Genomic DNA, 1593 nt, shown 5'->3' with positions numbered 1-1593 from the left:
CAACCGCCTCCGACGCAACACCGCCAACGAGAATAATCTGCCTCCACTTGTTAAACGTTTGCGGTGGATAAAAAATCGGAGTCAGGTCGCTTGATGAAGTAAGTTGGGTGTACGGTTTTCTTGACTATTCCAATTTGCTGCATGAAATTCTCCAGTGTGACACCTTGCCACGAACGACCATAGAACATCTCGTTCTTCATCCTCCCGAAGAATTCCTCACAAGCTGAATTGTCTGGTGAGCATCCTTTCCTAGACATGGATCTGGTGAGCCCCGCATCTTCGCCCCGCTTAATCCAGCCAGGCCATCGGTAATGGCAGCCTCTATCTGAATGAAGAATTGGATGTGCGTCCTGCGGGAGAGAGTGGGTTGCACGATCAAGCATTGTATTTAACAATTGTGCATCTGGTTTACAGCTAATATTCCATGCTACTGGCATACCATCATAGCAGTCGATAACGGGAGAGAGATATACCTTTCCTGCTGGTATAGAAAACTCAGTCACATCGGTTAGCCATTTCTGGTTTGGCTTGTCAGCCTTGAAATTTCGCTGAATTACATTTGGCACCTCAGGACTAATTTCTCCTTTGTAAGAGCAGTATTTTCTTGCACTTCTGCCCTTCACAAGCAATCCTTTTTCACGCATGATTCGGCGAATCACCTTTTCAGAACATCTATTTCCATCTGCATATCTTGGATTTTTGCTTTCAATTCACCAATTTCCTGCGAAGATGTAGCTTTTCCTTCTATCAGTTTCCCTCTACCGCGCTCATTGGGTGGATTCATTAATGCTGCAGCACCTTTCTGGACATATTTACGCCGCCAAGCATAGATACTGGCCGTGCTATATCCTACTTCATTTAATACTGATTGTACAACCTCTCCCAACTCAAAGCAACGATGAAGTATCTGAAGTTTTTGCTCTAGTGAAGGGTGTCGGGGATGATCCTCTGTATTATAGCCTCGAAAGGTGGTCCTTTCTTCCGGCAGAATCCGCTTCCGATTGATCCAGTTATACAGCGTCTGCCTGCGTGCTGGATATCCTAAAACCGTTATAGTCTTTGTTACCGATTTCGTTTCCTCATAAACCTCGAGAGCTTTGCGATATTGTTCATCTGAATACATTCCCAAATCTCCTTTTCTGCATGTATTCAGTCCAACTTTTTGTCCGCACCCCCCTACCCAGACTGCAGATCTTACTTTTTCCGCTGCCGCAAGCTGCGCGCCATACAAGAGGTAACCGGTCGTCTGTTCGACATATCGGTTCAGTCCCTGTACAGCCTCTGGCAGCGGCTCTGCCGCCGGATCATATAGGAGAGCAAACTGCTCGCGGATACGAAGTGACTGTGGTGCCGCCGCAAATCGCAGCAGACATGCCCTGTATCATCTCGGGGTAGCCGCCACAAAGCGTATGCCGACCAGTCTGTACTGCGGATCTGCAATCACTGTGTCCGAATAACCGATGAGCATAATGCCCTGCGCGCGGTAGTGTCAAGAGTTTTGCGCAAATTGGTTTGCAGTCCCTGGCATGAATGATGTCAGCCAGCAATGGAGGCATCCTCAGTAGCAGCCTCCAGATGCTTCATATTCATGTA

1 protein-coding gene and 1 pseudogene are annotated in these 1593 nt (G+C 47.5%); both read right to left on the bottom strand.

Annotated elements, in window-relative coordinates; genetic code table 11:
- Window positions 1–131 precede the first annotated feature (131 nt).
- Window positions 132–683, bottom strand: a pseudogene (locus tag ACTQ3V_RS15515) (IS3 family transposase); the annotation flags it as partial.
- Window positions 656–1123, bottom strand: a complete 468-nt coding sequence (locus tag ACTQ3V_RS15510; protein ID WP_441468282.1) for a transposase — start codon at window positions 1121–1123, stop codon at window positions 656–658. The pseudogene ACTQ3V_RS15515 and the gene ACTQ3V_RS15510, both read right to left, overlap by 28 nt.
- Window positions 1124–1593: the final 470 nt, after the last annotated feature.

It is taken from the genome of Candidatus Agathobaculum pullicola (assembly GCF_052117205.1).
GTDB classification, from domain to species: domain Bacteria; phylum Bacillota; class Clostridia; order Oscillospirales; family Butyricicoccaceae; genus Agathobaculum; species Agathobaculum pullicola.
This window is presented reverse-complemented; position numbering and strand designations above follow the sequence as displayed.